This window comes from Pantoea sp. NPDC088449 (assembly GCF_044753225.1).
GTDB lineage: Bacteria > Pseudomonadota > Gammaproteobacteria > Enterobacterales > Enterobacteriaceae > Pantoea > Pantoea floridensis.
In genome coordinates, this window is record NZ_JBIVMT010000002.1 from 610,385 (window position 1) to 636,368 (window position 25,984).

A 25,984-nucleotide genomic window follows, 5' to 3' on the forward strand; every position below is an offset into this window, starting at 1 on the left:
GGAGCCATCCGTTTACCTTACAATCCGGCTTAAAACGACCATCTGACGCCGGCATTATAACGCCAACCTTTCGCGCCGTTGCCGTCGATCTCTTTGCGATAATCCGCTTCGGCATACAGCGCTACGTCTTTTTTCAGCGTTGCGCTGCCGCCCAGGCCAACATCCCACATCTGGCCAAACTTCCCGCTTTCAAACGTTTGGCTGCCATCCGCATCGGCAGATCCAATGTTCGTTTTTGCAGTGCCGCCCCAGCCTTTGTAGTAATTGGCGCGGATATAGGGCGTATAGGCGTTCTGACGAGCATCTTGCCAGGTGCGATCAAGCCGCGCGCCGAGCCGACCGATAGTTTGATCATAATCGTCATAGGACACACGCGTGCGGTCGCGGTCGGTGAAACTATCCATCTTCATCTGCAGCCAGGTAATTTGCGCCTGCGGTTCTAGCCGGATGCCGTTGGCGAAAGCAAACGGATAACCCGATTCCACCGAGGCCGTCCAGCCATTGCCTTTCGGTGAGGCCACCTCTTTTTGCCGTGCGATGTCAGTTTCACCGTGATACCAGCCCCAGCTCAGCGAGCCATCAAGATAGAACCCGCTATCACGCAGCCAGGTTCCATAGAGCGAAATGCTGTCGCTATCGAAGCTGGTGGAACTGTAACCGTCTGCCGCGTGTGGCCGAATGCGCGTGTTACCGCGCGTGTAGGCCACGCCGCCGCGCAGACTGTCTTCAGCACCTTCCGCACGCAGCAGATTACCGCCCAACTGTACCGCGCTGTAATCGAGATCAAAGTCATAGCCGTAATCGGCCAAGCCGCGATTGCTTTGGTATTTCAGATTGGAGCCGAGATAGCGGATAAACATCTCGCCGCCCAGCGCGTCGGCATCGCCTTGCTGCTGACGTAATTCACCCAAACGTTTATGCAGATCGTCGGTGACCGCCAGCGAGTAATAAGCCAGACCAACGGGTGCCGAGATATAGGATGGCACCTGTGGCGTTACGGCCAAACGCACGGCGCGCTGATTACTGCCAGTGCGCGGCTGACACAATGCGCCGTCTTCGCAAACAAAGTTGTTGGCGAGACGATAATCCCACAAGCCGCTTGCTGAGCTATCCGGCGCAAAGCTGGCTAAACCATATTGCCACGGCCCGGATGCGACATAACCGCCCTTTAGCACAAAGCTTTCGGCATTGGCATTGCCAGAAACCTGCGCCAGCGAGACGCCTTCACTGGCGGCGATTGCACCATCGCGATCGCGATCCATTAGGGGGCCGCCTACCAGCGTATCGTCGATCAGGGTAGTGCCGGTTGCGTTGCCGTTAACCCGCAACACATCGCTTTGCGTCGCCGTAGAATTGAGTTTCAGGCTGCCGCCCGCAGAGGCCAACTCGCCGTCGATGGTTAAGATGTTCGCCGCCGTGTTGCCGCCGTTGGTGAGATCCAGCGTACCGGCGTTATTCACCACCAGCGAATCGTTGCTCGCACCTTGTAACCGTGGGTTGACGTTATCCCCGGCGAACAGCGTACTGCCGGCATCGATATTGATGGTGCTGTGCGCCAACTTGATGTTGTCTGTTAACGTCCACTGGCTGCCGAAGAAGTTAAGCGTGCTCCAGCCTGCACCGAGGTTAGTCCCTTTGCTCAGGTCATCGCTGGCAAAGGAACCACCGCGCGCCGTCAGTTCGCTGAGAGTGAGTGTGCTGCCCGCGCCATGATCGGTGGTGATGTGGCGAGTATCCGCCAAACTCACGTTTTGCACCGTCGCCTGATTCGCCGCGCCGCTGCCCATTGTCAGGCTACCGTTGAGCGTGCCGCCGCTGACGATCAGTTCATCGCTGCCGCTACCGCTGTTCACATCCCCCACCACGCCGCCTTTAAGTAAGGCGATAACATCATTACCCGCACCGCCGGCGACAACCACCTGGTCCGGGAACGGCGCGTTGATTATGCCTTCGTTAATAAACACCGTTTGGCCGCCGCGCAGATCGATCAGCGGAGACACGCGGCTCAGAGAAGTAATGGAACCCTGGTTAATGACCTGACTTGCGGTACTGGTGACAATCGCCGAGCCGCCGTTGAAATCACGGATACCGATTGAACCCTGCGAGATGACTTTGCCGCTGGTATTGGCGCGAATACCGGTGCCTGCGCCGGAAACGAGAATGGCATAATCCTTCCCGATCACCAGATCGTTGCGCGTGGTTGAACCATCGGCATTTTCAAAGCGATAACCGGTACCGCCGCCGCTAACGTTGATTAAGGCCCGGCCGTTCGGATCGAACGAGGTGGCTGAACGCACGCCGTTGCCGCCGCTCACATCCAGCATCACGTTATCCAGCGAGATGTTGGCGGTTTCAGCGCGGTTATTGATGACGCTGCCGCTGCCGTAAGATCCCAGGATGATGTCGTTGGCTTCAAAGCCTTGGGCGCCGGTGTCGAGTAATAAGCCATCCGCTTTACCCATCGCCTGCAGGGCGCTCGCTCCCTGGCCATCGCCATAGACTTTCAGCCAGCCGCCGTCGCCAACGCGCAGCGCCGCAATACCGTTATCGACGCGTAATGCGCTATCAACCGGCACGTATTGGCCGTAGCCGCTGCTGACATCCACACCCGTACCCGAAGCAATATGGATGCTGCCCCGGTTGATGAAGTTACCGCCGTCATGCACGCGTGCGCCGGTACTGTTGGGCCCCTTAAGATCGACTACCCCTTGATACTGATTGAATATGCGCGCCCCGTCGCTGACATCAAATGCGGTGGCATTACGACCATTGCCGGTGATGTAACCCGCTGCATAAATTTCCGTATTGTTGGTGCTCGCTTGTCCGGCAATATTGTTGCGACCATTCAACGTAATGGTGTTGCTCAGCACGCCGGAAGCGCTGCTGCTGGCGCGCATTACCGTCGCGCCTTTACCCGTGACCAGGTAATTATCAGTACCGGAGACATAGGATCCCGGCTGGGACACATCGATCCCGGTGCTATTTTTGCCGCTCAGCGTTACCGTACCCGCAGCCAGGGAATAGAGCGCACCCTCAAAGGTCACCTCATACAGGGTGGAACCCTCAGTACTGACATTGATGTTGCTGCCATTCGCGATCAGCCCTGATCCATAATCCTGAACCTGATAGCCCACCTGATTCGGTGCGTGGAACACCACGCGGCTCTGTGGGCCAAGATTTGCCTGTCCCCCGGCGGTGACAATCCCACCGACGGTATAATCGCCAAACAGATTCATGGTGCTGTTTTGATTGATGCGTGACAGTCGGTCATAGGCAATAAAACCGTAGGCACCTGAGTAAATATTCAGCGTACCGGTGTTGTTGATGTCAGACGTCGTCACCTTATCGCCAACAAACTCATAACCATCGGCATACAGCGCCACACCGTTGTTGGCGACGCTAATCTCGCCACTATTGGTCACCTTTCCGCCGTTGGTCGCATAGATTGCCTGCGGCGCCAAACCACTCAAGTTAATGTTGCCGGTATTGATCACCTGGGCATGATTACGCGCAATCAACCCGCGCTGGAAGTTGTCGCTACCGCTAACCGCTGCGTGGTTAATCAACAAGGTATTGTTATTAAATTGCGTATCTGGATTGACCAATGAGCCTTGCAGCAAATAGCGATAACCATCCGCTGCAGCCCAACCAGCATCCTCGCCGCTGAGGTGGACTTGGGTTGCCGCATCAACGGTGGCGTGTGCTCCGTCGGTAATCCACAGCCCGGATGCGTAGCGACTGTTCAGATTGAAGGTGGCACCGTGAGTAGCGATCTCGCTGCCGTCGCCAGCCGCATAGACCCCAAGCGCAAAGGGAGCATTCATTGCAAGCGTCATGCCTCGACCATCAAAATCAGCGCCCTGCTCAACGCGGAAAAGCGTGCCGCCGTTGCTTGATGTGGCGTAATGCCCATTTGCAGGCAAATTAATTTTGGCGTTCGGCCCGATGGTGTAAAAACTGATTTGCCGTTGACCGAGAAAGTCTCCATTTCCCACCGATGATGGCACGGCGTTGGCGCTGACGTTTACCGTCGCATTGCCTTCAGCGCGGATGCCAATGCCTGCGGTACCGCGCAAATTGATTTTCCCGGTGAGATTCGCCGTTGCGCTGCTGCCCGGCTCGCCAATCACCCAAACAGCGGTATTGTTGGTACCGCTGAAACGATCGGCATCACCGCGGACGTTAATGGTGCCGCTGGAGTACGCGCTGGCGCTGTTACCATCACGCGCAATAATTTTGAGGGCGGTGCTGTTATCACCATTAAGATTGATGCTTCCCGCATTTCCCACCTTGCCGCCGCTGCCGGAATCCAATACCAACATGCCGATATTCTCTGCCGGCTGATACTGCGCCTTACCGTTTACCTCAATGATGCCGTTGTTGCGCGCCAGGGCATTGGGCCCATATTCAACCTTCATGCCCACCGCATTCTGCACTTTCGAGCCAATGACGATGCGGCCATTGTTGATGGTGGTGGAATCCAGAAAACCTTCAACCGCAGTGACGCCGCCGCTGAGATTGACGGCAACGTCTTGGGTTTTATCGTATTTACTGTTTTGCGGGGTACGTCCAATGTAGATTGTGCCGTCTTTGGCGTTAGTGAAACCACCGGTACCGCTGGCAATCACACCAATGGCCGAGCCGCTGCCTACGGTATCGGTTACCCCAATATTGATATTGCCATGGTTGATAGCGCTGGCATCACCGAGCCATATTCCCTGCGTGTTACCGCCGCCGGGTTGAAAATTGAGGACGCCATAATTGCTGAATCGGCTGCCGTTGGTGGCAAAAATCGCCATCCCGCCGCCGCCGAGGGTTGACCTATCAACGCCTTTACCGTTGGCGTTATTCAGAAAGCCGCTATTAATTACCCCGTTATTGAAGCCACGACTGTTATTAAGCAACTCTAAACCGGAACCGGTGCTGGCAAGCTTGCCATTGATAATGGCTTTCGCACCATTGCTGGCGCGCATCACTGCGCTATTGCTGTTCACCACTTCAAGGGTTTTACCGCGATTGATTTTAACAGACGCTTTCGGTCCGTCAGCGCTGAGTACCACCTGATCAAATATCGGTAATGCCACTTCATCATCAAAGTTGTTAGTACTCATGCGGTACACCACGCGGCCATCGCGCAGCGTATAGGCTTTATTAAATTCGCTGTTGTAACTGTCGGTGCTGAGATTGGCGTTAGAGAGTTGATCGATCAACCAGTCATTATAATTGCGTAATTCACTGAGGTTGGTGACGTTGAAAGTGCTGGTGCCGCCATCCAGGGTATTGACGGTAAACACACCGGCATATTCCACCACGTTACCCACATCATAAGCCAGCCGATCGCCGCCGTAAGGCGTGGTACCCGCGGTGAAGGTAATGCGGTTATTGCCATTCCAGTTCAAATGCCCTTTATTACTGGCGGTAAATAACTGGCTTTGTTTAGCAGCCATCGACCAGCGATTGGTTGTGGAATTGGCCGCTGCGTTATGCTGGCCAATATCAATATTTAACGTGCCATTGCTAACAGAAGCAACGCGCGCATTGATATATTGTTTGTCGTTTACATCAAAATAATCTGGCACTACGGTATCCAGGCCTACTGACGGCAAATCCACAATGTCAGCAGTATTAAACACCTGATAGGTTTTATAGGTATTTTCCTCATAGTTAGGGATGCCGATGGCATAATTCTGCGGCCCGATTTGCAATCGCGCTTCGCCAATCACATTGTCATTAATAATTCGGCCGATGGTGCGCAATTCACCTATCGTTACGCTTCCCGTTCCGTTTTCTCCCGGCGTGAACTGCGGCAATCCGCTTAGCGTTTGCGTGCTGCCATTACATAAGCAGTACGCGCCTACCTTATTGTCATTAATTTCGGGCGTATAAGGCTTTAATACCGCCGCCATGGTGGGCAAAGCAGGAAATATCATGCCTTGTGCTGCCACAAGGCTGAGTAACACCGGATTTAATTTAAACATATTGTTTTCCTCAATTGAGAAAAGACAAAACGCGCATAACCTTACGCCGTTACGCTTGAGGTTTATTTAAGTGATTGAATTATTTTGTTTCAGCTTTTTAATGTTTGAAATCGGGTGAAATGAGTATCTACGCTATGTATGGGAATCGTCTAGTTTGAGTTAAGTATTTGTGAGGTGGGAGAGAAGATTTAGGAAATTAGCTAAAAATAGAATAATTATCATCGGACCTAAAAGTTAATAAAAAGATTAAAAAAGGATGGCAATAATAGGTGGCGATGGGTTTAATTGGGCCGAAGAAAAAAATTACCCGTTTAAGCGGCAATTTGCAGCTTCATCGCTAAATATCCTCTTCAGCTGCCGCAAACCACGCGGGTGGCTGGCCAACGTAACGACTGAATGCCACGCTGAAGGCGCTTGCGGAACGATAACCGACGCGCTCCGCCACTTCGGCCACCGCCATGCTTTTGCCGCGCAGCAGGTTTTTTGCCAGCGCCATGCGCCACGTGAGTAAATAAACCATCGGCGCTACGCCAACTGCTTCCCGGAAACGCACAAAGAAAGCTGAACGCGATAGCGCAGCAGCTTTCGCCAGTTCGGCCACCGTCCAGCTGTGTGCCGGATTAGCGTGGATAGCCCGTATCGCCGCCGCCAGTCTTTCGTCGGCTAAACCGCTCATCACGCCCGGACAAGCGTTGCATATTGGCATCGATCGCAGCGCTTCAATGAGCAGCAACTCCAGCAATCGCTCCAGCACCACATGGCGCGCCGGACGCTGCGCACGACATTCATCCATCACCAGTTGTACCAGCGTGGTCAAGCGCGATTCGCCGCGCACATGAATAAATTGCGGCAGCAGTGAGACGATCAAACCGGCATCCGGTGCGCCGAACTGGCAATAGCCAATTAAGGTCTTTACCTCGACCGGTTGATGCGGATCGCCAATAAAGTATTCGCCCGGTGCAAGCATTTGCGGCAGCGTTGCCGGCACATCGTCTGCGGGTGGTTCGGCGCTGGTCATGCAGAATTCCCATGCGGCAGGGATTAACACAAAGTCGCCCTGCTCAAGGGTAATCGCTGGAAAGCCTTTCATCTTCAATTGGGAGCGGCCTTCCAGCACCACACAATAAAATGGCTGGCCGGTTTCGCTGCGATGTACGCGCCAGCGGCCATTGGCACATGCGCGTTTTGAAAACGCGGCTTGGGGTTGCAACAGCGAAACCATCTCGGCCAGCGGATCGATCATTTGGACTCCTGCGAATGAAAACCGGACGTTGTGTTGTAGTGAGTCCAGAGCGTTAACTCTATAGTGGTTGCCTACCCTAATGCAATGCAGGAGTGAAAGATGAAAACGATTCTAATCACCGGTTGTTCTTCTGGCTTTGGTCACGCCACCGCACTCTATTTCCTTGAGCGCGGCTGGAAAGTAATTGCCACTATGCGCAATCCGCGCGCCGATCTGTTTCCCGCCTCAGAAAATCTGCGCCTGCTGCCATTGGATGTCAGCGACGCTGCCAGTATTAAACAAGCCATCGCCGACGCTGGCGAAATTGATGTGCTGGTGAATAACGCCGGGATCGGGGTATTGACCTCATTGGAGGGCACGCCGATGTCGACGGTGCGCGACGTGTTTGAGACTAACACGCTCGGCACCATCGCACTGACGCAGGCTGTGCTGCCACAGTTTCGTGCGAAGAAGAGCGGTATGGTAATCAATGTGACATCGACTGTTACGCTGAAATCCCTGCCGCTGCTGGCGGTTTACACCGGCAGTAAAGCCGCGGTGAATGCCTTTACAGAATCACTGGCACACGAGCTTGAGCCGTTCAATATCAAGGTGCGGCTGGTGCTGCCCGGTCTGGCGCCAACCACCGACTTTGGCAAGAATGCGAGGCCGCGCATGGAAAACACTCAGCTCGAGGCCTATCAGCCGCTGCTTGATGGCGTATTTAACGCGATGCAACAACCGCAGCCAACCACTAAAGCCAACGATGTTGCTGAAGCGGTATGGCGTGCGGCAACCGATCCTAATGCGCCGATGCGCATTCCAGCGGGTGAAGATGCGGTAGCCTTAGCTAATCAAGTCGGTTAACTGTGAATCTCGGCGACGGCCATGGTGAAAATCAGCGGCTGCGCGCCGAGGTTAGCGTAGCTGTGTGGCGCAGCGGTTTTTGCTACTGCAGAACTGCCACACGGCACTGCCAATACCTGCTCATCAACCTTCAGTGTCAATTCCCCTTGTTCGACATGCAGTAATTCGTAGGTTCGCTGTGGATGGCCCGGCGACTCAAACGCTTCGCCGGGAAACATCTGCCAATGCCACAGCTCAATCATGTCCGGCCCCTGCGTGCCCGCTAGCAAACGTGCCGTGCCGCCTTTCTCGCCCTGCCATAACACTGGAATGTCCGCTTCTGCAACCAGATGCGCCAATGGATCGGCGCTGACGTTGACAATATCCGCCACCGATAAACCCAGCGCCGCGGCTATTTTGCACAGAATAGCAATGCTAGGATTAGCACTACCTTTCTCAATTTCCACGAGCATCCCTTTACTCACTCCTGCGCGGCGCGACAGCTCATCGAGGGATAATTTTTGCTGTTGGCGGTAAGTTTTAACGCTAGTGGACACTGCAGCGCTGACAAAGTCGATATCAGCACCCACTTCGGTCATTTTATTGACTTTATTCTTCATCGGTCACTATTATGGGATAAATTAGTCATTACAGGATTATGTTATGTTCGCCTTTAACCCGTCAATCGATCCTTCCGTCTCTGCACTGGCTCCCGAGTTCACCGCGCTCAGCATTCTGGTACAGGCGGCGCCGGTATTGCATCCGCAGGTGGGAGAAGAAACGCTGGCGCGCGCCTGTCGCGATATGCTGAAGCAGGATTTCCCCTGGGCCGAGCAACATCTGGCACAGTGGGCGGAAATGTTTAAACGCTTTGGTACCAAACCCAAGCGTACGCCCTGCTCGGCGGATGCACTACGCAAACGCGTGCAGCGTGACGGTACTATGGCCGCCATCGATCCCATTGTTGATCTTTATAATGCGGTGAGCCTTCGTTTTGCCATTCCGGTTGGTGGTGAGAACGTGGCGGCTTACGCGGGTAACCCACTTTTAACGCGCGCTACTGGCAACGAGCTCTTCGATGTCTATAAAGAAGGCGTGTTAAGTCATGAATCGCCAGAGCCAGGCGAAGTGATATGGCGCGATGATACTGGCGTGACTTGCCGACGTTGGAACTGGCGACAAGGTGTCCGCACGCGTCTCAGCATTGAACAAAAGCAGATGTGGTTTGTGCTAGAGCGCTTGCCGGCCATGCCTCTGGACGCCTTGCAGCAAGCGGGCGATATGTTGGAGCACGGTATTCAACAAATGATGCCGGGTGCCAGCGTGGTGCGCAATGTGCTTAGCGCAAGCCAAAGCTAAAAGCTATGTTTGTCAAAGTAATGGTTTTAAAAATCGTTTAAGGAGAAACAGATGATAACGCGTAAAAACTACCCGCAGTTAGGTGAAGTCAAAGCGCCGTATGTACACGCAGTAAAGCATGCCGATACTTTGTATGTATCTGGCTTGACGGCCTTTGGCACGCCAGCGCAGCAGGCTGATATCGCCGCGCAAGCCGAAGCCATTTTCCAGCAGCTGCATTGCATTGCAGGAGAAGAACAGAGCTCGCTAGAGAACCTCATCAAAGTGACCATTTTTATCACTTCATTTGATGAGATCAACACATTACGCAGCGTGCTGTTTAGGCATTATGGCGACCATCTGCCTGCCAGTTCGCTGGTGCAAATTAGCCAACTGTTTTCGCCCGAGTTGAAGATTGAAATTGAGGCGATTATCGCGCTGTAATCTGCGCCAATCTCTGCAATGCAAGCAATCCATCACGTTCAAGCCAGCTGCGCAGCGGTGCAAATAGCGGTTCAGGTAATTCCTCGGGGGCAAACCACTGCCAGCCGTGGCACTTTTCAGGCTCCATCAGCTGCGGTTCACCGCTAGCATTCTGCGCCACCATCAACAGCGTGATGTAGTGCTTGTTGACCTCGGGAAAGACATCGCTAATGAAAGCCCCGTTTTGCAACGTCCCCAGTTGCAAGCCGGTTTCCTCCAGTACCTCACGACGTGCACAGTCTTCGGGTGATTCTCCAAACTCCAGATGCCCGCCCGGCGCAGACCAGTCTCCGGCGCCGTGGCTGCCTTTACGCTGGCCCAACAACAATTTGCCATCGCGGAAAATTAAAACGCCAATACCTACCTGTGGCGACATATATGCTCCTTGTTTTCAGGTCGTCATATATGACGTAATGCCGATCAGTTAAGCGCCGTATCAAATTACCGCACCTTCCGTAGCGGCGCGATTTATCGCGCAATAAATTGCGCCGCTACAAGGTGTGCTCTCGGTAATGAGGTTTTTTATATCTTAACTGACAACCATTACGTCATATATGACGAGCCTATGATTACACCACACCAATCGGCTGATAACCCTGCCATTCTGGGCGGAAAGGTTCACCGTTAGCCTCCGGCGTGAGGTGGATATAGAGATCGCCCACTTTTTCCAGCAGCAGGCAATCATCCACGTCTTTCAGATTGTCTTTGTGCTGATGATCTGCCCCGGGCAATAGATTAGCCAAACCCTTCGCCTTGGCCTCTTTCATACTCTCCGCCACAAACAGATCGAACGCGTGCAGTTCCGCCAGCGTCGAAGGATGATAGGCTCCGGCATTAACAAAGAAAAGTTTTTGACGGCTGCTAGCCGGTTCTGACGACAGCGACACCCGATAACCGTCAGCCCATGTTATGCGCGCATAACCGTCGACGTGGATTTTATCGGCATCACCAAACCAGGCTTCACGCAGCGCTGGCCAGGCATCTTCGGGTTTATCTGCAGCCACGAATTGGATATCGTGCACTTCAATGTTGGATTTTCCGGCATTACCGCCAACGTAAAAGATAAATAGGTTCACGTGGTCATTTCCTTTGCAATCTCAAAGCGTTGCAGGCGTTATAAAACATAATACATAGCGAAACAACGCATTCATGCTGCAACCATACTGCCTAATGCTGCGGTTTAAAACGCAGTGCCATCACCATTAGCAGCACAATGCCGGCGCTCATTATCACCCACGCACTGTCAAGTGAGGCTGCACGATCGCGTACCATTCCGGCAATCAACGGCATTAATGCCGCCAGCAGATAGCCACCACCCTGCACAAACGATAACAAGGCACCCGCTTCTTCAGGCGTGCGCGCATAATCCAGCGTGACGATTAATGAAAGCGGGAACAGTGCGCCGATGCCCAATCCCAGCAGCAAGGTCGGCAGCCACGCCTGCTCACCACCCAGCATCAGCAAACTGAGCAAGCCTGGCAAAATCATCCCCAATACCACCAGCAATGGTCGGCGACGATCGCGAAAGCGATGAATCACAGCCGCCAGGACAAACCCTGCGACAACTTCCGTCAACGTCAATGCGCCCAGCACGTAACCGCTCTGCTCTGGCTGCCAGCCGTGCTGAATATAGAACGGCGGCAGCCACGCGAGCACTAACGTGTAGGCGCCGGTGCCAATACCGAAGAAAATCATCAACAGCCAGGGGCGTTGCTGACCTAACGCGCCTGAACGAGGGGTGTCTGTGTCTGGCACGGGCGTCGTGTGGTGTGACATCACCCGCCACAGTAAAAGGGCAATCACAGCCGGCAGTGCGGGGATTGCCAGCGTTAAGCCTAAGCCTTGTGCAGTCGCCAGCGGTGCTGCACTGGCAGCAGCGATTGCCGCACCCGCCATAATGCCAGTGGTGAACAGCGCCATTAAGGTTCCCGCTTTCGCACCAAAACGACGCTTAATCTGCGCGGGCATGAGTGCCTGAATCAAACCAATACCGCAGCCCGCCACCAATGCACTGGTTATTAACATTATGGCTGAATGATTCACGCCGCGCGCGAGGCTGGCCAGTGCTATTAGCACTAATCCACAGGCGATACCACGCACTTCGCCCAGCGTACGCAGGAGCAGCGGCCCCGTCAGCGCCGCCAACCCCATCATGATCACCGGCAACGTGGTTAACAAACTGAGTTGCGCAGCGCTTAACTGGGCGTCATGCTGCAGCAGCGGGAAAAGCGGCCCCATCGCCGCCATCACTGGCCGCAAATTCAGCGCGATAATAAAAACCAGTACGGCAAACAGCCCAACCGCAGGTAAAGTACGATTCACTTTGCATCTCCTTGCACGTTAAAAGTATCTTAACGTTAAGATACTTTACTCAGGAGAAACAGCCCCTGCGCACAAAGCAACAAATTGCACGTTGGCAGGGCAACGGTGAAAAACACCTACCACGCGTAGCGGCGCGATTTATTGCGCAGTGCCTGGATGGGCATTCGGCCGTCATTTAGATGCGCGATAAATCGCGCCGCTAAGGATGATGCCAAAACGTATGAAAAGTAATGTATGGAGAAGCAGATTGGCGGATCACGTTGATTTTGTAATGGAACAGTGGGCCAGCGCTATGCCGGAGTTGGATGCGTCATCGATGGCGGTGTTTGGTCGCATGCTACGTATCATGAAACATCTGGCGAAAACGCGGGCCGATGCGCTGGCACCGTTTGGCTTTCGCGAGGGTGAGTTTGATGTGCTGGCCACGCTGCGCCGTGCGGGCGCGCCCTATCGCTTGTCACCGACGCAGCTCTATACATCATTGCTGGTGACGTCGGGTGCCATGACCAATCGGCTTAATCGACTTGAGGAAGTGGGCTCGATCGTCCGCATCGCCGATCCGGAGGATAAGCGCAGCATGCTGGTTGCGCTAACTCCCGTCGGGCAGGAGAAGATTGAGCAGGCGCTGAAAGTGCATACGCAGACGCAAAATAGCCTGCTGGCCACGTTGGATGCTTCACAGCAGCAGCAACTTGAAGGGCTATTGAGCCAATTATTGGTGGCAAGTGAAAGGTAAAATTGAGGTTGCGGATGTGTCAAATTACGAATTAATTCAGCACGTTTTCCGTTAAAGTAAGCGTCTTGCCTGGCATTCTTACGGACCAAACATGAGCAACAAATACGCCCCGTCGCAGATATTTCTGCATTGGTTGACCTTCCTGTTAGTGGCCACCGCCTATTGCACCATGGAATTTCGTGGGTTAGCGACGCGCGGTTCGTGGCAAGGTTTTGCGATGATCATTGGTCATTTCAGCGCCGGAAGCTGTGTGCTGGTGCTAATGCTGTCGCGCATTATGCTGCGTTTTCGTCATCGCAGCCCAGCGATTGTGCCTAAGCCACCGCACTGGCAAACCGGCTTAGCACATTTGATGCATCTGGCGATTTATCTGTTTTTCATCGTGCTGCCCACGCTGGGCATTCTGTCGCGCTTCTATATGGGCCGCACCTGGTGGATTTTTGGCATCCCAATGCCGGTAAGTGGCGATCCGGACCCGGATTTTGCCGATACGCTGGCGGGCTGGCATGAAACCCTCGCGCCCTATGGTTATTGGCTGATTGGTATACACGCCCTGGCCGCGCTGGCGCACCATTATCTGTTTAAAGATAATACGCTGGTGCGCATGATGCCTTCCCGACGCTCGCGCTGATTTAAGTGACAGCGTCACGCAGGCTAAAACGTTAAGCTAAAGCTGTCATCAAGCAGAGCAAGGATCTCACTGTCCGGCAGACCATTTTCCAGCGTGATGCTGAGCCAATGCTCTTTATTCATGTGGTAAGCCGGATAGACGCCGTGCTGCTGGCGCAGCGATCCATTAAGTTCGGGGCGGGTTTTGATGTTCATCACGTCAATCATCGGTCCATCCGGTAGCCCAAGTTTGTGGCTCTCCAGCGGGAATACCAGCGCAAACCATTTGCGATGACGCGGGTGACGCAGCACTGCGTATTCGCTGTGCTTTTTCCAGGGGTAATCAGGTTCCACCTGATAATGCTGGCTGATGTAGTCGAACAGCTGTTGACGTTGCATGCATGCTCCCTGATGAATAACGTGCAAAAAAAGCACGCGCGAAGCCATAATATTAATCAGTAAAGACTACACTGCGAATTGATTTTTTTGCGCGTCCGCTGCGCCTTAAACCAGGGAAGTGAATGATGTTTCATCTGATTTTCAGCATACCGAGCTGGTATGTCATCGCGCGGTTTTTATTCCCGCTAGCGATGCCACTGCTATTAAAAATTGTTCTCTCTCTGCTGGTGTTACTGGCTTCACAGTATCTGCTGGTCAGTCGATTTACCTCCGGCAGCATGTTCTCGCCGGAAATGCCCCGCGCGATCGTCATCCTGTTCAACTGGGGTTTTAGCGCCGTTTTGTTTCTCGCGATCACCCAGTTTGTGATTGATGTGGTGGCCTTGATCTCGCTGCTGTTCCCTCATCCGCTGGAGATAGTTCCCGCCATTCGCTATGTGGCGGCGGCGTTTGCGCTGATTCTTGCCACGGTGGGCGTCTATCAGGCCATTCGCGTTCCCCCGCTTAAAGATGTGACCATCGAGATTGATAACCTGCCCCAGGAGTTTGAGGGCTATCAACTGCTGCAGCTGACCGATATGCACATCACCAAACTGTTCAATGAGAAATGGACCCGTGCGCTGGTGACAAAAGCCATGTCGTTGAAAGTGGATATTATTCTCGTCACCGGCGATGTCATTGATGGCACACTGAATAATCGCCGCGCGGACGTGGAGCCGCTGCGCGATTTACACGCACCCGATGGGGTTTTCGCCATCACCGGCAACCACGAATATTTCTTTGAACAGGAGCGCTGGACGGCCCATCTGGCCTCACTCGGATTGGAACCCTTGCTAAACCGCCACACCGTGATTAACCGCAATGGTGCAGAGCTGGTGATTGCCGGTATGCCCGATACTTCCGCCTCACGCCGAGGCGCCGTTGGCCCGGATTTGGATGTGGCGCTGGCAGGTGCGCCGGAAAATGCGCCCGTGATTCTGCTCGATCACCAACCGCGCAATGCGCGACAAAACGCGGTGAAAAAAATTGATCTGCAGCTTTCCGGCCATACGCACGGCGGTCTGATTCTGGGCTTTGATCGGTTGTTTGCTAAACCTAATGCGGGCTTTGTATCCGGCTTATATCAGGTAGAAGGCATGCAGCTTTATGTGAATAACGGCACCGCGCTTTGGCCGGGCATGGCAGTGAGATTAGGGCGTCCATCGGAGTTAACCCGCATTACGCTGCAGCGGCGACGTTAATCCGATAAGACAGGTCCGTGGTTCACGGACCTTTTTTATGCCCTGGCAGCATCCCACAATCGCATCATCTGTGCGATGCCCCGCTCAACCTCGACGAGGGGAACATTATCCCGCGCCAACGTTGAGATCCCCAGCATGAAACTGCTAAAGCTGACCGCCAGTGACAGCGTTTCCTCATTATCTTTCAGTTCTCCGCTGTGGATGCCTTTCTCAACGCAGTGTCTAATCCCTGCGCGGGTGCGCTTGCGCGACGCTTCAAGGGGTTTCAGCACGTGGCGATTTTCTTCGCTGCAGGATGACATCACGCTGAGCGCAACCATGCATCCTCGTGGATGCGAAGGATCGTACTGCATTCTGGCGGAGTTCCGCAGCGCCGTCTCCAATGCCTGACGGGCGGGTAAGTCGGGATCCCACAACGCTTCCGTTACCTGAGCATGCGTTTGCAAATAACAGCTCACGGCTTCAGCGAAAAGTGCTTCTTTCGATCCAAACGCAGCATAGAAGCTTGGCGCGGTGATCCCCTTGCCTATCGACGCTTTCAGCTGCGCAAGCGAGGTGGAATCGTAGCCATGCTCCCAAAAAAGGTGCATGGCTTTCACTACCGCGTCATCCCGGTCAAATTGTCTTGGTCTGCCTGTTCTCATCATCAACACCTCCGCCATATATACTAATCGATACAGAATTCATTGACAACGTACAACGCCTTTACGCAATATATATACCGATCGATACATATATCATTTTCATGCAATGACATTGTTCTTAATCACCTAAAGGCTTAATGATGAAATTACATAAACATGGCGAGGCACAGCAACTGCCGGTGTTGGCGCTGCTGGCGCTGGCGATGGCAGGCTTTATCTGTATTCTGACGGAAACCATTCCCGCCGGTTTGCTGCCACAAATCAGTCAGGGACTTGCTATTTCGCCTGCGCTGGCGGGTCAGCTGGTTACCGCCTATGCCGCCGGTTCGCTGATCGCGGCGATTCCCCTGACGCTGCTAACGCGAAGCTGGTCACGCCGCAGAGTTCTGCTGAGCACCGTGTGCGGATTTCTGGTTTTTAACACGCTCACCGCCGTATCTTCTAACATCACCCTCATTTTAATCGCGAGATTTTTAGCGGGCGCGTCTGCCGGTCTGGCATGGAGTTTGATTGCGGGCTATGCACGCAGAATGGTGATTCCGTCGCTGCAGGGACGTGCGTTAGCACTCGCCATGGTGGGCACGCCAATCGCGCTCTCATTGGGTGTTCCTGCAGGAACCTGGATGGGATCATTACTCGGATGGCGTCTTACTTTTACCGTCATGTCTGGACTCTCGCTCGTCCTGATTGGCTGGATACTGCTGGCCGTGCCGAACTATCCCGGTCATTCCGCGAAGCAAAAAATGCCGCTCGCTGCGGTATTACGTCTGCCAGGCGTTCGCTCCGTGCTCGGTGTGGTGCTGGCGTGGATGTTGGCGCATAACATTCTCTATACCTACATCGCCCCATTTATCGCCTCGGCGGGTCTGGCGGCGCGGGTGGATTTGGTACTGCTGATCTTTGGCATTGCCGCGCTGGGCGGGATTTTCATCATCGGCAGAATCATTGATACCCATCTGCGTAAAGCGGTGCTGTTATCCCTGTCGATTTTTGCGACGGTGTCGCTGGTGTTTGGTGTGGCTACGTTAACCGCTGGCGTGATATATGCGGGAGTCGCCGTCTGGGGATTGACGTTCGGCGGTGCGGCGACGCTGCTCCAGACGGCATTAGCCGATGCCGCCGGTGACTATGCCGACGTCGCGCTCTCAATGAATGTCGTGACGTGGAACAGCGCCATCGCCCTCGGCGGTTTAACCGGCGGATTGCTGCTCAAGCATGCCGGCTCCCACGCTTTCCCGTGGGCGATCCTCATATTGCTATTGGTCGCTTTGGCGATTGCTCTGCGTGCACAGCGAGGTTTCCCAACGATCGGCAGCAGAGCTAAAGCGTCACTCAGCCCTGCCAGCGAGACTGACGTATAACGCTGCAAAAATTGAGCGGAGAGAATTCAGGCTGTTTATCCTTGATCACATCGGCTTTCACATTGCCAAATGTGGTGTCCGGTTTATGCCGGATGCCATCATAAAAGGCCTGAATGATCTCCTCTTTAAATGCCGCTGGACGCGGGTAGCGGCTTGTCACCGCGTCTATCTGCTCATCAGCAAAATATTCATAGCCGATGCCCAACACATCCATCTCTACCCCAGCCGTCACCAGCGCGATCTCCGGTGCCATAAACTCGGGAATTCCCGGCGTGGTGTGCAACGCAATGGCAGTCCATACCTTGTCAATATCATGGGTGGAAATGCCGTAGCCCTGCAGAAAGTCGCGCGCGGCATTGGCGCCATCCACTTCAAATCGTTTATCGCAGCTGCAGTGTTCGTGCGTCAGACCTATGTCATGAAACATGCAGCCAATATAGAGCAGCTCGTTGTCGACCTTGAGCCCACGCTGTTGACCCGCCAGCGCGCCCCAGTAGTACACGCGGCTGGAGTGATTAAACAACAAGTCCGATTCTGTATCGCGGATAAATTCGGTGGCTTCGTGCGCCATTTTGCTGTCTGGAATGCGGATACCGGTGACATTCACGCTCATTTTCTCTCTCCTGTTGGTTGTGTTTTTCCAGCATAGGGCGCAAAGTTCTAGTCTCAAAGTGTCCAATTCAGATGATTAAGGACATTATGATCGTTTGCGACATGGAGAAGAGATGAATGCGACACGACATCGCGATTCTGGCGGTACCCGGCGTACAGCTGCTTGACGTTTGTGGGCCGCTGGATGTCTTTGCTGAAGCCAACCGTATTCTAAAGCGGCAGATTTATACGCCAAAAATTATCGCCATTGACGGATCACCTATTCACGCCTCATCGGGGGTGCGGTTAACCGCCGATATGATGTTGGCGGATAGCGTGAGCTATGCCCCGCACACTTTTCTTATCGCTGGCGCGCCGGGAATTGAAAATTTTTCCCCGGATGATGAAGCGCTATTGGCAATAACGCGTTTATGCCAACGCAGTGAGCGTTTTGGATCGGTATGCAGCGGAGCGCTGCTGCTGGCCCGCACCGGACTGCTGGAGGGCAAGCACGTTACCACCCACTGGGAATGTGCCGGTTTGCTGGCGGCTCTTCATCCGGGGATTATCGTGGATGCCGATGCGTTGTGCGTAACCGATGGGCGGGTGCGCACCGCGGCCGGTGTCACCTCCGGCCTGGATCTCGCCTTGCGGCTGGTTGAAGAGGATCTTGGCCGAGAGGCGGCGATTGAAATTGCTGCGCATCTGGTGATGTTTTTCCGTCGCCCGGTTAATCAGACGCATTTCATGCGCGGCAGCAGCATGTCGCTGGTCGGTCGCTCGGCACTACAGGAGCTACAACGCTGGGTTATCACGCATCTGCATGCAGTAAAATCGGTGGCAATGATGGCGGAACACATGGCTATCAGTGAGCGACATCTCACGCGTCTGTTTCGCAATGAACTGGGTATCACGCCGGGGCAATGGCTTGAACGGGAGCGCGTCGCTAAAGCGAAACAGCTGCTGGAGCAAAAATCGCTGCCGGCCAAAACCTTGGCAACCGAGTGCGGCTTTTCAGGTGCCGATGTGATGCGCCGCGTTTTCAGCCGGGTAACCGGCATGACACCCTCGGCGTACAGCAAGATGAATGCGAAAAGCTAAAAGCCGGACGCGATGCCCGGCTTATCAAGTTACGTTAGGCTTTGGCAAATGCCAGCAAATCAGGGTTAATCTGCTCAGGGTTAGTGGCAAACATACCGTGGGACAAGCCCGGATAGGTTTTCAGTGTGCCCTGTTTCAACAGCTTGATAGCCTTATGGGCAGAATCATCAATTGGCACAACCTGATCGTCCTCACCATGCAGCACCAACACCGGAACGCTTATCGCCTTTAAATCCTCGGTAAAGTCGGTTTCTGAGAATGCGGCAATACAGTCATACTGTGCTTTTGCCCCTCCTGCCATGCCCTGACGCCACCAGTTATCAATCAACCCCTGGCTGATTTTTGCTCCCGGACGATTAAAACCGTAGAACGGTCCCGCTGGCACATCGATAAAGAATTGCGCACGGTTGGATGCCAGCGCCGAGCGGAAACCGTCAAAAACAGATTTTGGTAATCCTGCTGGGTTTGCCGCCGTTTGCAGCATGATCGGTGGCACCGCGCCCATCAGTACGGCCTTCGCCACCCGACCTTTTTCGGCATGCGCCACATATCGCGCCACCTCACCGCCACCGGTTGAGTGGCCAATATGAATGGCGTTGCGTAAATCCAATGCTTTGACCAGTTCAGCTACGTCGGCAGCGTAGGTGGTCATATCATTGCCGTTATCCGTTTGATCGGAACGCCCGTGTCCGCGGCGATCGTGGGCAATAACGCGATACCCTTCGGCTAAGAAGAATAACATTTGGTTATCCCAGTCATCGGCGCTTAAGGGCCAGCCGTGATGGAACACCACCGGTTGCGCATTTTTTGGACCCCAATCTTTATAAAAAATCCGGGTACCGTCTTGGGTAGTGATGATGCCGTTGCTCATTTTAGAATCTCCAGACTGTGATGATAAAAGGGTTAAACCGTTGGCAAGGGCCGAATGAGAAAGCCCGATACTGGCTGAGAGCGTACCGCTCAGAATCAGTAACCCTCGCCGGGAAATAGCTAACTGTTCAATCGCTGCGCCTGACATAGATGTTCCTTTACGGTTTTCGTTAGTCACTGTTGCTGTTCGATGAGCGTATTGTCAGGCACAAGACGATTCGCTAACATTGTCATATATGACACATTAAGGGCCTTAAGTGACAAAGCATGAACACACCTGAAAACAACGTTGTGGCGGAAGTGGGCTTAGTGATTTATCCCGATAGCCAGCTCGCCGCTGTCTATGGTCTGACGGATATGTTCAGGATCGCCGCAGATTGGGCGGTGAATATTTCTGGTGAAGATCGTAAACGCGCTATTCGGGTATCGCATTGGCAGAACGATACAACAGCTAGCAACATGTTATGCGTGTGGGATAGCCATCCCGATCTGCCACATCGATTGAGCCATGTGATTGCGCCGCCAAGCCTGGTGGTCCCTGAAAAAATGGTGCCGATGAAGGTGCCAGCCAACTGGATGAGCGAGAGATACAACGAGGGGGTAACGCTTTGCTCTGTGTGCGCCGGGGCGTTTGTGCTCGCAGAAACCGGGCTTATTGACCATCGCCGCGCGACTACGCACTGGGCGTTTGCTCAAACGCTGTCGGAGCGATTTCCGGCGGTTGATGTCGCGGCAGAAAATATGGTGATTGACGATGGTGATATTATTACCGCCGGCGGGATCCTGGCCTGGACCGACTTGGGCCTGACGCTAATTGAAAAAATATTGGGCACCGGTACCATGCTGGCCACCTCGCGGTTTCTGTTAGTCGATCCACCGCGCCGTGAACAAAGCACTTACTCCGCGTTCATTCCCAATTTTGATCACGGCGATAGCCCAATATTGCGCGCTCAGCATCACCTCCATGCCCATTTTGCCGATCAGCACAGCATTGATACGCTTTCCGTTCTGGCCAACATGACACCGCGCACTTTTCTGCGTCATTTCCAAAAGGCGACCGGCCTACGCCCAACGGATTACGTGCAGCAGGTACGTATTATGAAAGCGCGCGATGCGCTGGAACTCTCCAATCGCTCGGTCGATCAAATTGCATGGGAGGTCGGCTACACCGATCCTTCCGCTTTCCGCAAAATTTTTCGCAAACTCACCGGCGTAACGCCTGGCCAGTATCGGCAAAGATTTGGCACCCAATAGCGCGTGCCAAATAGTGTTGGTCACGGATAACTAACTGAGCTGGAAACGTCCGACGGTATGCGCCAGCTGCGATGCCTGATCTTCCAGCGAACTGGCAGCGGCTGACATCTCCTGCACTAGCGCGGCGTTCTGCTGCGTGGTGCTGTCCATCTCGTTCACCGCAATCGTTACCTGGCTGATACCGCGCGCCTGCTCATCGGAGGCAATCACGATTTCGCCGATAATGGTGCGCACCGAGTTCACCGCCTGGGTCATCTCCTGCATGGTTCTGCCGGCGTCCTGCACCTGCTGCACGCCGCTGCCAACGCGCTGGGTGGATTCTTCAATCAGTACCGCAATATCCTTCACCGCATTGGCACTGCGCTGTGCCAGATTACGCACTTCCGACGCTACCACGGCAAAACCGCGCCCTTGTTCACCGGCGCGTGCGGCTTCTACCGCGGCGTTAAGCGCCAGGATATTGGTTTGGAACGCGATGCTATTGATGATGGCGGTGATGTCGCCAATTTTTTTCGCGCTGTCGTCAATCTGCGCCATGGTTTGCACCACCTGACCTACCAGCGTTTCACCACGGCTGGCAATATGCGTTGCATTGTCGGTGAGCGTGGTAGCCTGATGCGCATTGGTGGCGTTGTGTTTCACCGTGGCGGTGATCTGCTCCATGCTGGCGGCGGTTTGTTCCAGCGCGGCCGCTTGCTGTTCAGTGCGTGATGCCAGATTGAGGTTGCCGCTGGCGATTTCACCTGCGCCCTGACGCACCGACGAACTGGCATCCTGAATCTGACCAACAATCTCACGCAGCTGGTTTTGCATAGTATGCAGTGCATAGAACAAGCTGCTGTTATCACGTGCTTTCAGCGTAATCACGTTATCCAGCTTGCCATCTGCCACGGCCAGCGCGATGGTTGCGGCTTCCAGCGGTTCGCCACCAATCGGTTTCAGCACTTTGCGACTGAACAGCACGCCAAGCAGCGAGCACACCACCAGAATGCTGATCACCATCAGAATTACCGCGTTGACCAGCTGATGATGGGCGGCCGCCATCACTTTGCTCACAGGCGCAACCACGCCGAGATACCATTTCTGATCGCTGTTACCAATCACCACCGGTTGCCAGGTCACCAGCGCATCTTCTCCCAGCAGCGCATCGTGCTGTTTCATTACGCTGTTGCTGAAGTTGTTGGTTACGCCTTTCCACGCCTTGCTGGTCTGGCTTTTATCGGGATATGAAACCACGTTGCCCGCGCTGGAGAGCAGCATCGCATAGCCGCTGCCTTCCCACGGTTTGATTTTATTGACCTTCTCCTGCAGCGAGGCCAGCGAAATATCGGAGGTCACCACCCCCCATAATTTTCCCTGGCTGACGATGGGCGCAGCCACCGAGGTCAGCAACGTGGGTACGCCGTTATAAGCGTAGCTGTAGGGCTCAATCAGCATGTCCTTCTGGCTTTTTTGCGGCAGCAAATAGTAGTCGCCCTGGCCGGGCGTAAAGATCGAGGTCAGCGGATGCATGTTGAAATTGCCGGACTGATCGCGGTCAACAAAGAAGGCGTAGCGCCCCTTTGGTGCTGCCCCCGGCTGCGTGGCGAACTCAGCGTCGCGCCCATCAAAGGCGTTTTCTTCGAAAATTACCGAGATCGACAAATAATCGGGATTATCACGTAGCGCCGATTCCATCACTTTATCGGCCACTTTGCGGTCCTGGATCCCCGCACCGGGTAAAGCAATCAGGCTATGACCGAGATTGTGGGCGACGTCACGGGCATAGCTGAGTTGTTGCTGAATTTGCAGCGCCTGGCTCTGCGCGATCTGCTGCAGGTAATTTTCCGCCAGCGACTGTTGCTCATTGCTGGATTGCCAGCTCAGGACGCCGATGGTGACGGCGAAGCCGAGCGTGATCGTTAAGGCGCCCGTCAGCAGCATCTGCGTGCGGGTGCTCATGGTTTTCTTATGTGATGCGTGTTTGGCCATTATGGCGCTCCTGGAGTTGACACTTTTCGGTAGAAAAAGAACCACTCCCTGTGCGCGTACATCCCTTTGAAGAGTCTATCGGCGGACGGCGCGGGAACTTGATGGCGAAGGAGGTCGGATCAGCGTGCTGCGAGGTGACTAATTACCGGGAAAACCCGGTGCGCATAAATGCGCACCCTACAAAATCAGGATAAATAACCGTAGGGTCGCCATTTATGGCGACCGGCATCAGGTCAGCGCCCAATGCCGGTTTTTTACTTAAGCGTTATTTCTTCTCTGGCAACGCGTAGGCCAGCACGTAATCGCCGACCGGCGTTTCCATAAAGTGGTGCCCTGCCGCGACAATCACCAGATATTCACGCCCGTTCTGGGTATATATCATCGGATTCGCCTGGCCGCCTGCCGGCAGTTCGGTGCTCCACACCTGCTTGCCGGTTTGCATATCGATAGCGCGAATCAAATCGTCGGTGGCAGCCGCAACAAAGATCAAACCACTTGACGTCACAACTGAACCACCATTGTTTGGCGTACCAATATTAATCGGCAAGCCGGTGGGTAATCCGAACGGGCCATTGCGACGTGCGGTGCCGAGTGGACGGTCCCAAATCGTGCGACCATCACGCATATCGATTGCGCGAATGCCGCCGTAAGGTGGCTCTTTACACAGCATGCCGGTGAACGGTAAACGCCAGCCCGCATTCACATTAACGGCGTAAGGCACGCCGATTTGAGGATCGCCCGCGCCTTCCGCATGGCCTTCATCGTGCGGATTATAAGGAACTTCATCGCGCGGTTTCCAGCCAAGCGCATCCGCTTTGGCACGCGGCACCAGAATGTTGTAGTTCGGCATATCGTTGTAGTTAGCAATGATAATGCCGCGCGTGGGATCAACGGCCACGCTGCCCCAGTCGGAACCGCCGTTGTAGCCCGGATATTCAATCGAATGGCGATCGGCTTCCGGCGGCGTATATTGTCCCCGGTAGCTCGCCTTCTGGAACTGAATGCGGCATACCAACTGATCGATCGGCGTTAATCCCCACATATCCTGCGGCGTCAGATCCGGCTTGCTTAGATGGTGGAACAGTGAGTAAGGCTGCGTCGGCGAGCGCTGATCCGGCTCAATACCGCCGCCAGTGACTTTGCGCTCTTCAACGCCAAACAGTGATTTACCGGTGCGGCGGTCCAGAACATAAATTTCACCCTGCTTGGTCGGCATAATGATCGCCGGGGTTTTGCCGCCGTTCTTATCCGGATAATCCACCAGCGTTGGCTGCGAACCAGGATCGTAATCCCACACGTCTTTGTGTGCGGTCTGGAATGACCACGCGGGTAAACCGGTGTCAATATTCAACGCGGTGAGTGAAACGGAGTACTTATTCTCGGCAGGCGTACGCGTGCCGCTCCAGTAGTCACCCGAGGCATTACCCACCGGCAAATACACCAAGCCAAGCTTGTCGTCACCGGTGAATGAGGTCCAGACATCAGGCGAACCGCGCTTATAGGCGTTAGGACCTTTTTTCGGTGTGGCGGTATCCGGTGAAGCAGGATCCCACGCCCATTTCAGCTGACCGGTGCGCACGTCGTACGCTTTGATGACACCCGGAGGACCAAATGCGCGTTGCCCATCAATGGTCTGGTGCGCCACAACTAAGGTGTCACGAATGACCACCGGCGCGGAGTTAATCGCCACATAGCCATCGTAGGTCTCGCCCATATCTTCGGCGAGGTTCACCGTGCCCTGATTACCGAAGCTACGGCAAATCTCACCGGTTTTTGCATTGAGTTCGATAATGCGCGCATCCAGCGTACCGAGAATAATGCGCTGCTGGCAGTCGCTGTTATCACCCGCAGGCGAAGAGGCCACTGCGCTGTCTTGTCCCGTGGTGATATGGCTATTGGTTTGGCTGTCATACCACGTCAAACCACGACAGGCCGCAGTGTAAGGAATGGATTTGTCGCTGACTTTCGGATCAAAGTGCCACTTCTCTTTACCGGTGCTGGCATCCAACGCAAACACCATATTGCGCGCGGTACAGGTATACAGCGTATCGCCCACTTTGATAGGTGTGTTTTCACCGCCCCAACGTGCTTTGGGCAGATCGCCGGTACGGAACTGCCATGCCAGCTTAAGATCTTTGACGTTATCTGGCGTTATCTGGCTGGCATTGACGAAGCGCTGTGACGCCAGCGAACCGCCGTAGGTATACCAATCCCCACTGTCCGGCGTAGAGGCTTTGCCGCTGCCGGTATCCGCCATAAAGTTGGCCGATCCCGCCGCCGGAACATCAGTTGCAGGCGTTTCGTTTAACGGCGCAAACGGCAGCGCTGCCGCCACGATAAAGGCAAGAATTAATACACTGGCCAGTACACGCGATGCGCCACGGCTTACGCGCGGCGCCAGGTTGGGTAACTGGAAGGCGAACCAGATGCCAAGTATCAGCATTAATGCAAAGCGCGGTACCCAGCGCCAATAGTCAAGCCCGGACTCATAGATGGTCCAGATCAAGGTGCCGACAAACACCAGCGCAAACCAGCCTGCGCCGCTGCTTCGCTTCATAAAAATCAACACCGCAGAGATAATCAATCCTATCCCTGCCAACAGGTAATACCAATTGCCACCCAAGGCGACCAGCCAACCGCCGCCTCCCACTAGAGCAATGCCCAACAGCAGCAAAACCACGGCGAATATTCTATTCCAGAGCGAAAGCCTGGCTATTCGATTTGCGATGTTCAAAATAAGTTTCCCTTTGCCATTAATAATTACCGGTATAAATTTTTTTAAACTCCGCTGTAAATTCTAGAATTCATTCGCCATTTCGCCGGATTTATTGGTAAATACGCGTGCGATTCGGCACTTTTTATCCGCTTAATTTCCCTATAGTTTCCGGGATAAATTTGAATAGCGCGTCACCGATATTACTTTTGCCGAAATTTTTGTAATCACTGATTCTCTCTCATCACCAACCCGCTCCTTTCCTTCTGGTTAATGAGCCGATTACAGGCTATTATTCAGCTCAC

Annotated in this window: 21 protein-coding genes; 9 read left to right on the forward strand and 12 right to left on the reverse strand. The window is 54.2% G+C overall.

Annotation, left to right across the window (positions count from 1 at the left end; translation table 11 throughout):
- Positions 1 to 29: 29 nt before the first annotated feature.
- Both ACIP6T_RS14060 and ACIP6T_RS14065 read right to left on the reverse strand, forming a co-directional pair.
- Positions 30 to 5,978: an autotransporter outer membrane beta-barrel domain-containing protein gene (locus tag ACIP6T_RS14060; RefSeq protein WP_400457849.1), complete on the reverse strand. Its 5,949-nt coding sequence runs from the start codon at positions 5,976 to 5,978 to the stop codon at positions 30 to 32.
- A 337-nt stretch (positions 5,979 to 6,315) separates the two neighbouring features.
- The gene (locus ACIP6T_RS14065) at positions 6,316 to 7,221 is read right to left on the reverse strand and encodes a cupin domain-containing protein (protein ID WP_400457851.1); all 906 of its coding nucleotides are present in this window, start codon (positions 7,219 to 7,221) and stop codon (positions 6,316 to 6,318) included.
- 99 nt (positions 7,222 to 7,320) lie between these two features.
- On the opposite strand from ACIP6T_RS14065, the gene ACIP6T_RS14070 reads away from it, so the two are divergent.
- On the forward strand, positions 7,321 to 8,067 hold the full coding sequence (locus ACIP6T_RS14070) for an SDR family oxidoreductase (RefSeq protein ID WP_097097814.1): 747 nt from the start codon (positions 7,321 to 7,323) through the stop codon (positions 8,065 to 8,067).
- Here the strand turns inward: ACIP6T_RS14070 and ACIP6T_RS14075 are convergent.
- Positions 8,064 to 8,666, reverse strand: coding sequence for a helix-turn-helix domain-containing protein (locus ACIP6T_RS14075; RefSeq protein ID WP_097097813.1), 603 nt, complete (start codon positions 8,664 to 8,666; stop codon positions 8,064 to 8,066). The two genes, ACIP6T_RS14070 and ACIP6T_RS14075, sit on opposite strands and share 4 nt — an antisense overlap.
- Positions 8,667 to 8,709: 43 nt before the next feature.
- Between ACIP6T_RS14075 and ACIP6T_RS14080 the strand changes: the two genes are divergently transcribed.
- Positions 8,710 to 9,405 carry a B3/4 domain-containing protein gene (locus ACIP6T_RS14080; RefSeq protein WP_400457854.1) on the forward strand — a complete coding sequence of 232 codons (696 nt, stop codon included), beginning with the start codon at positions 8,710 to 8,712 and terminating at the stop codon, positions 9,403 to 9,405.
- A gap of 51 nt (positions 9,406 to 9,456) precedes the next feature.
- Positions 9,457 to 9,828, forward strand: a complete 372-nt coding sequence (locus ACIP6T_RS14085) for a RidA family protein (protein ID WP_097097811.1) — start codon at positions 9,457 to 9,459, stop codon at positions 9,826 to 9,828.
- Here ACIP6T_RS14085 and ACIP6T_RS14090 read toward each other — a convergent pair.
- From ACIP6T_RS14090 to ACIP6T_RS14100, 3 genes are all read right to left on the reverse strand, one after another.
- A complete protein-coding gene (locus ACIP6T_RS14090; RefSeq protein ID WP_097097810.1) occupies positions 9,815 to 10,243 on the reverse strand; it encodes an NUDIX hydrolase in 429 nt (142 codons plus the stop codon). The genes ACIP6T_RS14085 and ACIP6T_RS14090 overlap by 14 nt on opposite strands.
- Positions 10,244 to 10,436: 193 nt before the next feature.
- On the reverse strand, positions 10,437 to 10,943 hold the full coding sequence (locus ACIP6T_RS14095) for a DUF1543 domain-containing protein (RefSeq protein ID WP_400457856.1): 507 nt from the start codon (positions 10,941 to 10,943) through the stop codon (positions 10,437 to 10,439).
- Between the two features lie 91 nt (positions 10,944 to 11,034).
- Positions 11,035 to 12,189 carry an MFS transporter gene (locus tag ACIP6T_RS14100; protein WP_400457858.1) on the reverse strand — a complete coding sequence of 385 codons (1,155 nt, stop codon included), beginning with the start codon at positions 12,187 to 12,189 and terminating at the stop codon, positions 11,035 to 11,037.
- 247 nt (positions 12,190 to 12,436) lie between these two features.
- Between ACIP6T_RS14100 and ACIP6T_RS14105 the strand changes: the two genes are divergently transcribed.
- Together ACIP6T_RS14105 and cybB are read left to right on the forward strand one after the other, a co-directional pair.
- Positions 12,437 to 12,925 (forward strand): MarR family winged helix-turn-helix transcriptional regulator, encoded by a 489-nt coding sequence (locus ACIP6T_RS14105; protein ID WP_400457860.1) that lies wholly within the window; start codon positions 12,437 to 12,439, stop codon positions 12,923 to 12,925.
- A 91-nt stretch (positions 12,926 to 13,016) separates the two neighbouring features.
- Positions 13,017 to 13,556: a cytochrome b561 gene (cybB, locus tag ACIP6T_RS14110; RefSeq protein ID WP_345830031.1), complete on the forward strand. Its 540-nt coding sequence runs from the start codon at positions 13,017 to 13,019 to the stop codon at positions 13,554 to 13,556.
- 23 nt (positions 13,557 to 13,579) lie between these two features.
- On the opposite strand, the gene ACIP6T_RS14115 is transcribed toward cybB, so the two are convergent.
- On the reverse strand, positions 13,580 to 13,933 hold the full coding sequence (locus ACIP6T_RS14115) for an MmcQ/YjbR family DNA-binding protein (RefSeq protein ID WP_097097805.1): 354 nt from the start codon (positions 13,931 to 13,933) through the stop codon (positions 13,580 to 13,582).
- A 125-nt stretch (positions 13,934 to 14,058) separates the two neighbouring features.
- On the opposite strand from ACIP6T_RS14115, the gene ACIP6T_RS14120 reads away from it, so the two are divergent.
- Complete coding sequence (locus ACIP6T_RS14120; RefSeq protein ID WP_400457958.1) at positions 14,059 to 15,174, forward strand: metallophosphoesterase; 1,116 nt, start codon at positions 14,059 to 14,061, stop codon at positions 15,172 to 15,174.
- 35 nt (positions 15,175 to 15,209) lie between these two features.
- On the opposite strand, the gene ACIP6T_RS14125 is transcribed toward ACIP6T_RS14120, so the two are convergent.
- Positions 15,210 to 15,821, reverse strand: a complete 612-nt coding sequence (locus ACIP6T_RS14125; protein WP_400457862.1) for a TetR/AcrR family transcriptional regulator — start codon at positions 15,819 to 15,821, stop codon at positions 15,210 to 15,212.
- Positions 15,822 to 15,958: 137 nt separating this feature from the next.
- Between ACIP6T_RS14125 and ACIP6T_RS14130 the strand changes: the two genes are divergently transcribed.
- The gene (locus tag ACIP6T_RS14130; RefSeq protein ID WP_400457864.1) at positions 15,959 to 17,179 is read left to right on the forward strand and encodes an MFS transporter; all 1,221 of its coding nucleotides are present in this window, start codon (positions 15,959 to 15,961) and stop codon (positions 17,177 to 17,179) included.
- Here ACIP6T_RS14130 and ACIP6T_RS14135 read toward each other — a convergent pair.
- Positions 17,151 to 17,792 carry an HD domain-containing protein gene (locus ACIP6T_RS14135; protein WP_400457866.1) on the reverse strand — a complete coding sequence of 214 codons (642 nt, stop codon included), beginning with the start codon at positions 17,790 to 17,792 and terminating at the stop codon, positions 17,151 to 17,153. The two genes, ACIP6T_RS14130 and ACIP6T_RS14135, sit on opposite strands and share 29 nt — an antisense overlap.
- 116 nt (positions 17,793 to 17,908) lie before the next feature.
- On the opposite strand from ACIP6T_RS14135, the gene ACIP6T_RS14140 reads away from it, so the two are divergent.
- A complete protein-coding gene (locus tag ACIP6T_RS14140) occupies positions 17,909 to 18,871 on the forward strand; it encodes a helix-turn-helix domain-containing protein (protein WP_345830041.1) in 963 nt (320 codons plus the stop codon).
- A 34-nt stretch (positions 18,872 to 18,905) separates the two neighbouring features.
- Here ACIP6T_RS14140 and ACIP6T_RS14145 read toward each other — a convergent pair whose 3' ends face one another.
- Positions 18,906 to 19,742: an alpha/beta fold hydrolase gene (locus ACIP6T_RS14145; RefSeq protein WP_400457868.1), complete on the reverse strand. Its 837-nt coding sequence runs from the start codon at positions 19,740 to 19,742 to the stop codon at positions 18,906 to 18,908.
- Between the two features lie 266 nt (positions 19,743 to 20,008).
- On the opposite strand from ACIP6T_RS14145, the gene ACIP6T_RS14150 reads away from it, so the two are divergent.
- Positions 20,009 to 20,995, forward strand: a complete 987-nt coding sequence (locus tag ACIP6T_RS14150; protein ID WP_400457870.1) for a GlxA family transcriptional regulator — start codon at positions 20,009 to 20,011, stop codon at positions 20,993 to 20,995.
- A 30-nt stretch (positions 20,996 to 21,025) separates the two neighbouring features.
- On the opposite strand, the gene ACIP6T_RS14155 is transcribed toward ACIP6T_RS14150, so the two are convergent.
- Entirely contained in the window at positions 21,026 to 22,966 is a 1,941-nt protein-coding gene (locus ACIP6T_RS14155) for a methyl-accepting chemotaxis protein (protein ID WP_400457872.1), read from the reverse strand.
- A 265-nt stretch (positions 22,967 to 23,231) separates the two neighbouring features.
- Entirely contained in the window at positions 23,232 to 25,700 is a 2,469-nt protein-coding gene (locus ACIP6T_RS14160) for a membrane-bound PQQ-dependent dehydrogenase, glucose/quinate/shikimate family (RefSeq protein WP_400457874.1), read from the reverse strand.
- Between the last annotated feature and the right edge of the window lie 284 nt (positions 25,701 to 25,984).

Bases quoted from the DNA above. Each gene is read 5' to 3' on its own strand.
- ACIP6T_RS14130 (WP_400457864.1), top strand. From the start codon at position 15,959: ATGAAATTACATAAACATGGCGAGGCACAGCAACTGCCGGTGTTGGCG.
- ACIP6T_RS14070 (WP_097097814.1), top strand. From the start codon at position 7,321: ATGAAAACGATTCTAATCACCGGTTGTTCTTCTGGCTTTGGTCACGCC.
- ACIP6T_RS14065 (WP_400457851.1), bottom strand. From the start codon at position 7,221: ATGATCGATCCGCTGGCCGAGATGGTTTCGCTGTTGCAACCCCAAGCC.
- ACIP6T_RS14135 (WP_400457866.1), bottom strand. From the start codon at position 17,792: ATGAGCGTGAATGTCACCGGTATCCGCATTCCAGACAGCAAAATGGCG.
- ACIP6T_RS14125 (WP_400457862.1), bottom strand. From the start codon at position 15,821: ATGATGAGAACAGGCAGACCAAGACAATTTGACCGGGATGACGCGGTA.
- ACIP6T_RS14120 (WP_400457958.1), top strand. From the start codon at position 14,059: ATGTTTCATCTGATTTTCAGCATACCGAGCTGGTATGTCATCGCGCGG.
- ACIP6T_RS14085 (WP_097097811.1), top strand. From the start codon at position 9,457: ATGATAACGCGTAAAAACTACCCGCAGTTAGGTGAAGTCAAAGCGCCG.
- ACIP6T_RS14080 (WP_400457854.1), top strand. From the start codon at position 8,710: ATGTTCGCCTTTAACCCGTCAATCGATCCTTCCGTCTCTGCACTGGCT.
- ACIP6T_RS14115 (WP_097097805.1), bottom strand. From the start codon at position 13,933: ATGCAACGTCAACAGCTGTTCGACTACATCAGCCAGCATTATCAGGTG.
- ACIP6T_RS14145 (WP_400457868.1), bottom strand. From the start codon at position 19,742: ATGAGCAACGGCATCATCACTACCCAAGACGGTACCCGGATTTTTTAT.
- ACIP6T_RS14150 (WP_400457870.1), top strand. From the start codon at position 20,009: ATGAACACACCTGAAAACAACGTTGTGGCGGAAGTGGGCTTAGTGATT.
- ACIP6T_RS14155 (WP_400457872.1), bottom strand. From the start codon at position 22,966: ATGGCCAAACACGCATCACATAAGAAAACCATGAGCACCCGCACGCAG.
- ACIP6T_RS14140 (WP_345830041.1), top strand. From the start codon at position 17,909: ATGCGACACGACATCGCGATTCTGGCGGTACCCGGCGTACAGCTGCTT.
- cybB (WP_345830031.1), top strand. From the start codon at position 13,017: ATGAGCAACAAATACGCCCCGTCGCAGATATTTCTGCATTGGTTGACC.
- ACIP6T_RS14060 (WP_400457849.1), bottom strand. From the start codon at position 5,978: ATGTTTAAATTAAATCCGGTGTTACTCAGCCTTGTGGCAGCACAAGGC.
- ACIP6T_RS14090 (WP_097097810.1), bottom strand. From the start codon at position 10,243: ATGTCGCCACAGGTAGGTATTGGCGTTTTAATTTTCCGCGATGGCAAA.
- ACIP6T_RS14075 (WP_097097813.1), bottom strand. From the start codon at position 8,666: ATGAAGAATAAAGTCAATAAAATGACCGAAGTGGGTGCTGATATCGAC.